6 protein-coding genes and 1 other RNA gene are annotated in these 4,799 nt (G+C 64.2%); 4 read left to right on the plus strand and 3 right to left on the minus strand.

The window, feature by feature from the left end; genetic code table 11:
• Nucleotides 1-335: PLP-dependent cysteine synthase family protein (locus tag AC5RWX_RS30290; RefSeq protein ID WP_494099915.1), on the minus strand; the 335-nt coding region annotated here is incomplete at its 3' end.
• Nucleotides 336-400: 65 nt separating this feature from the next.
• The gene (msrA, locus tag AC5RWX_RS30295) at nucleotides 401-925 is read right to left on the minus strand and encodes a peptide-methionine (S)-S-oxide reductase MsrA (protein ID WP_494099916.1); all 525 of its coding nucleotides are present in this window, start codon (nucleotides 923-925) and stop codon (nucleotides 401-403) included.
• Between the two features lie 101 nt (nucleotides 926-1,026).
• On the opposite strand from msrA, the gene AC5RWX_RS30300 reads away from it, so the two are divergent.
• Entirely contained in the window at nucleotides 1,027-1,950 is a 924-nt protein-coding gene (locus tag AC5RWX_RS30300) for a Nif3-like dinuclear metal center hexameric protein (RefSeq protein ID WP_494099917.1), read from the plus strand.
• 121 nt (nucleotides 1,951-2,071) lie between these two features.
• Nucleotides 2,072-2,809: a zinc ribbon domain-containing protein gene (locus tag AC5RWX_RS30305; protein WP_494099918.1), complete on the plus strand. Its 738-nt coding sequence runs from the start codon at nucleotides 2,072-2,074 to the stop codon at nucleotides 2,807-2,809.
• Between the two features lie 80 nt (nucleotides 2,810-2,889).
• On the opposite strand, the gene AC5RWX_RS30310 is transcribed toward AC5RWX_RS30305, so the two are convergent.
• On the minus strand, nucleotides 2,890-3,654 hold the full coding sequence (locus AC5RWX_RS30310) for a YaaA family protein (protein WP_494099919.1): 765 nt from the start codon (nucleotides 3,652-3,654) through the stop codon (nucleotides 2,890-2,892).
• A 56-nt stretch (nucleotides 3,655-3,710) separates the two neighbouring features.
• Here AC5RWX_RS30310 and rnpB point away from each other — a divergent pair.
• Together rnpB and AC5RWX_RS30320 are read left to right on the plus strand one after the other, a co-directional pair.
• Nucleotides 3,711-4,102, plus strand: an RNA gene (rnpB, locus tag AC5RWX_RS30315) — RNase P RNA component class A.
• Nucleotides 4,103-4,147: 45 nt separating this feature from the next.
• Nucleotides 4,148-4,690 (plus strand): TspO/MBR family protein, encoded by a 543-nt coding sequence (locus AC5RWX_RS30320; RefSeq protein WP_494099920.1) that lies wholly within the window; start codon nucleotides 4,148-4,150, stop codon nucleotides 4,688-4,690.
• The last annotated feature ends 109 nt before the right edge of the window (nucleotides 4,691-4,799 follow it).

Below are 4,799 nucleotides of genomic sequence, written 5' to 3' on the forward strand. Positions count from 1 at the left end.
GCACCAAAGGCGCGCAGCATGACCCTGCGCTCGGTAGACATGGTCTCCGGCATGGTCAGGATGACTTTGTAGCCGCGGGCAGCGCCCACCATGGCCAGGGCGATGCCGGTGTTGCCGGAGGTGCCTTCAACAATGGTTCCGCCGGGCTTCAGGGCACCGGACTTTTCCGCGGCGTCAACGATGGCCACGCCAATCCGGTCCTTGACGCTGTTGGCAGGATTGTAGAACTCGAGCTTGACGGCGACAGTGGCTTCCAGCCCCTCGCTGAGCCGGTTGAGCTTGACCAGCGGCGTGCCGCCGACCAGCTGTGTTACATCGTCATAAATCCGTGCCATGTACATACGCCTATCTTGTGAGGGGTGAATACTGAGGTCAGCCTAACGAGGCCGCGTAACACCCGCTAAGCGTTAAGCCATGCAGAGTAATATTTCCTGGCCTTGGCGAGCTTGGGGTTGATGATCACCTGGCAATATCCCTGCTCCGGATGCTTGGCATAGTAGTTCTGGTGGAACTCTTCGGCAACGTAAAACCGGGGGAGCCTGCTGACCTCGGTGACGATGGGGTTCGCCCACAATGCCTGGTTCCGCTCGATGGCTTCCTCGAAGAGGATCTTCTCTTCGGTGGTCTCGTAGAACATGGACGAGCGGTACTGGGTGCCGACGTCGTACCCCTGCCGGTTGAGCGTTGTGGGATCATGCAGGGCGAAGAACATGTCCAGGATGACCTCGGCCGGAATCACGTCCTCGTCGAAGGTCACGGCCACCACTTCGGCATGGCCGGTGGTGCCGTTGCAGACCGAGTAGTAGTCCGGGTGGGGATCGTGGCCCCCCGTGTAGCCGGACACCACTGAGGTGACGCCCTTGGTCTTCTGGTAGACGGCGTCGAGGCACCAGAAGCAGCCTCCGCCCAAAACAAAACTTTTCATGACCTCTTCAATGGTTTGCGGCGCCGGATGATTCCCCGGCGGTTGTGCAGCGCCGCTTCAAACATGCGGTCCGGGCGGGGTGATGGGGTAAAACTAAGATTATGGAACCTGTGGACACTGACGTTACCGGCCAGGAAAATCACGACGGCGACGCACCTTCCGGCGCGGAGGCAGCGGCCGGCCAGCCGCAGGCTCCCACCCTGGGTGAGCTGCTACTGGCTGTAGAGGAACTGTGGCCTGAGTCCCTGGCGGAGCACTGGGACGAGGTTGGGCTGGTAGCGGGGCACCCGTCCGCCGCCGTGACCCGGGTGATGTTTGCGGTGGACCCCACGCTTGAAGTCATTGAGGAGGCGGTGGAATGGGGTGCGGAACTCCTGATCACCCATCATCCGCTGCTGCTCAAGGGTGTCACCACAGTCGCCGCCACCACCCCCAAGGGCCGGGCCGTCCACCGGCTCATTGAGTCGGGCACCGCGCTCCTGACGGTGCACACCAACGGCGATTCCGCCGTCGGTGGCGTGTCCGATGTGCTCGCCGATGCCTTGGGCCTGCAGGACGTCGTCCCGCTCACTGTGGCAGCGAATGGCCTCCCGGAAGAGGGGATCGGGCGCGTCGGTGACTTGGCCGATGCCATGACCCTGGGTGATTTCGCAGCACGTGTCTTCGGCATATTGCCTTCCGTGGCGGGGGGTGTGCGCGTCTCCGGAGACAAGGACAGCCTGGTGCAGCGGGTTGCAGTCTGCGGCGGCGCCGGGGATTCGTTGTTCAATGAGGTGCGCGCCAGCAACGCTGACGTCTATGTCACCGCTGACCTTCGCCACCACCCGGCCTCCGAGGCGCGGGAAGCGGCGTTGAACAGCCGGCCCTACCTGGTGGACGTATCACACTTTGCCAGCGAGTGGCTATGGCTGCCGGCAGCCGCGGCAGCGTTGGGGAACGTCCTCGCGGACCAGGGACACGACGTCGAAATCCAGGTCAGCACCACCAACAGTGATCCCTGGGACTTCATCCTCACTCCAGGGTAAGCCTGGCGGGCGAGGGTCCCCGGGCGAGCGTTCGAGGCGGGGGAGCAGGCCAGGCGCTAGAGTCTAGGAAGCGCCGTTCAGGTGCCCGGCTCCGGCCGGAAGTAATTAAGCGGAGGTAACAGTGGCGAAGGCAGCACCGGCGGAACAGTTGAAGTTGCTTGAGCTGCAGGGGCTGGACGCCAGGCTGAAGTCGCTCGCCAACCGCCGCCGCTCGCTGGAGAACGATCCCAGGATCAAGGATCTCGAAGCCGCCCTTTCCGTCGCCAACGGCGAGCTGGGCGCCGCGAAGGTGGCCGTTTACGATGCCGAAGCCGAACTGAAGCGGGCCGAGGCGGACGTGGAGCAGGTTGCCTCCCGGATCGAACGGGATGAGGCAAGGCTCAACAGCGGAACCGGACTGTCCAAGGACCTGGTCGCCTTGCAGAAGGACATCGCTTCCTTGAACAAGCGGCGCTCGGACCTGGAGGACGTGGAGCTCGAGGTCATGGAACGGCTCGATTCGCTCCGGGCCAGGCAGGCTAAGCAGCAGGGGATCGTGGACGACATCCAGGGATCCTTCGGCAGCATCCGGGCCGAGCTTGACGCAGCCCTGACCGAAGTTGAGGCGGAAGGCAGTGGGCTCCGCAGCCAGCGTGCAGCGTTTGCCGCCGCCCTCGATGCAGGAATGCTGGCCGTGTACGAAAAGACCCTGGCGAAGCGCGGAGTGGGCGCCGCAAGGCTGTTCCACGGAACGTCCGAGGCGTCGGGAATGAAGTTGAGCCCCGGCGACCTGGCCGAAATCAAGGCAGCGGCAGCTGACGACATTGTGTTCTGCCCGGACTCCGGCGCGATCCTGGTGCGCGCCGAAGAGTGGGCCTGACCCAACTGGCTGGCATTTACGTCATCAACGGCGGTTTCACAGCGTTAACTGCGACTCAGTTGGGGGAGTGGCGAGGCGAATCAGCCCGGCAGGATGATGTTCAGCGCGTGCGGCTTCCGCGCTGAGCCCTCCACAAGTTCGGCCTCCCACTTTTCGCGGCTGGCCTTCAGTAGCTGCGCCGGCGTCTCCGGTGCCTTGCCCCGCCGGGCCAGGAGATGCCGTGCCAGCTCGCCGCGGGTGTGCTTGGCAAAGTGGCTGACTATCTTCCGCACCCCGTTGACCTCGGTGAAGACGTTGACGCTGACTGTTTGGGCGGCCGGCGGAGCCCACGCTGCCGCATAGGTGCTGGACCGGCAGTCCACCAGGAGATGCCCGAAAACGGCACCGGGCAGGGCATCGGCGAGCTGCGGTTTCCAGAATGCGGCGAGGCGTCCGACGTCAGGCAGCGCCGTTCCCATGGACAGCCGGTATGCAGGCACACTGTCGCCGAAGCGGATGGCGCCCCAAAGCGCCGAAATGACGAGGACCGACTCATCGGCCTTGCGGCGCTGGCCGGCAGTAAGTGTCTTATAGCTTAGGGCGTCGTAAAGCACCCCTGAATAAATCTGGTGCGCCGGAGCCGCCGGTTCAGCATGGAGCCGGGTGTTGCGGTCGACGTCGTCCTTCAGCGACGCCCCGACCCCCAGCAAAGCGAGGGCGTCCTCGTGCGCGCTCACCGTGCCCAGCGCGTCCAGCACCCTGGCCCGGCAGGAGTTCAGCTGCGGGAAGCTCAGCGAGGGCCAGTTGACGGCGGATCCGCGGACCGCGGGTGTCTTGCCTTCAGAAGGGGGAAGCAGAATCAGCACCGTCCGATCCTACCGGCGGAGGGAAAGCGGCACGGCGCCGGTAGACTGGATTTGGATGGGTTGACCAGGCGGCCGCGCGTCACGCAAGTGGCTCGAGGAACGTCCGGGCTCCACAGAGCAGGGTGGTGGGTAACGCCCACTCGGGGTAACCCGCAGGCCAGTGCCACAGAAAACAGACCGCCTGGGTCGCGCCGGTTTGAAAGCGGCACGAAACAGGTAAGGGTGAAACGGTGGTGTAAGAGACCACCAGCTTCCCGGGTGACCGGGAAGGCTAGGTAAACCCCACCCGGAGCAAGGCCAGACAGGGCACGCTTGAGGGCTGCTCGCCCGAGTGTCCGGGTAGGCCGCTGGAGGGCGCCGGCAACGGCGTTCGTAGATGGATGGCCGCTACTCCCGCACTGGCAACGGGGCGGGAGCACAGAACCCGGCGTATCGGTCAACCCATCCACTTAATCGGTTTTGACCTTGGAGGCTGTGTTGGGGATGCTGAACCGTGCCCTCTACTACTGATGGACAATCCGGGCCGGGAACCGCCCCGTGGCCGGTCCCTTCCCCGGGCCGGCAAGTTGTTGCCCTGCTTGGTTTCCTTGCCCTTTCGTATGCCGTCTGCATGCTCGCCTCCATCCCGATCATCCTTAATTCCAACGGCTGGTTTGCCGGTTCGATCAAGGCCCCGTGGATGCCGGCAGGATGGATGTTCCGCGTCGCCTGGCTTTCGCTGTATGCGGGGATCGCCGTGGCCGCCTGGCTTGTCTGGCGGAGGGGAGCGCTGGTCCGGCCGGTGGCACGCACGTATATTCTGCAGCTCGTGTTCAACCTGGCCTGGCCCATAACCTTCTTTGGCATGTACCCTATGCTCGGCGCAGCCGCTCTGTGGATCGCCCTCGCGGTGATCGGCGCATTGGCTTTTATCCTGGTCCTCCTCATCCTGCGGTTCGGCCCCGTCAGCCCGGCCGCCGGGCTGCTGGTGCTGCCCTATTTCTCGTGGGTAATTTTCTCCGCCAGCCTGAACCTTTACTCCGCCATCCATAACTGAGGCGGCCCCAGAGTCGTGTGGAATCCTGGTGTGAGTGATTTCACGCGGCTCGGGCCACCCCGGGGCAGTCTGCCAAATTAGAATGGGTACCGGACGCAGGAGTTCTTCC

Source organism: Arthrobacter sp. SPT-J7 (genome assembly GCF_059089965.1).

Coding starts and splice junctions, on each gene's coding strand:
- AC5RWX_RS30300 (WP_494099917.1), top strand. CDS start 1,027: ATGGAACCTGTGGACACTGACGTTACCGGCCAGGAAAATCACGACGGC.
- msrA (WP_494099916.1), bottom strand. CDS start 925: ATGAAAAGTTTTGTTTTGGGCGGAGGCTGCTTCTGGTGCCTCGACGCC.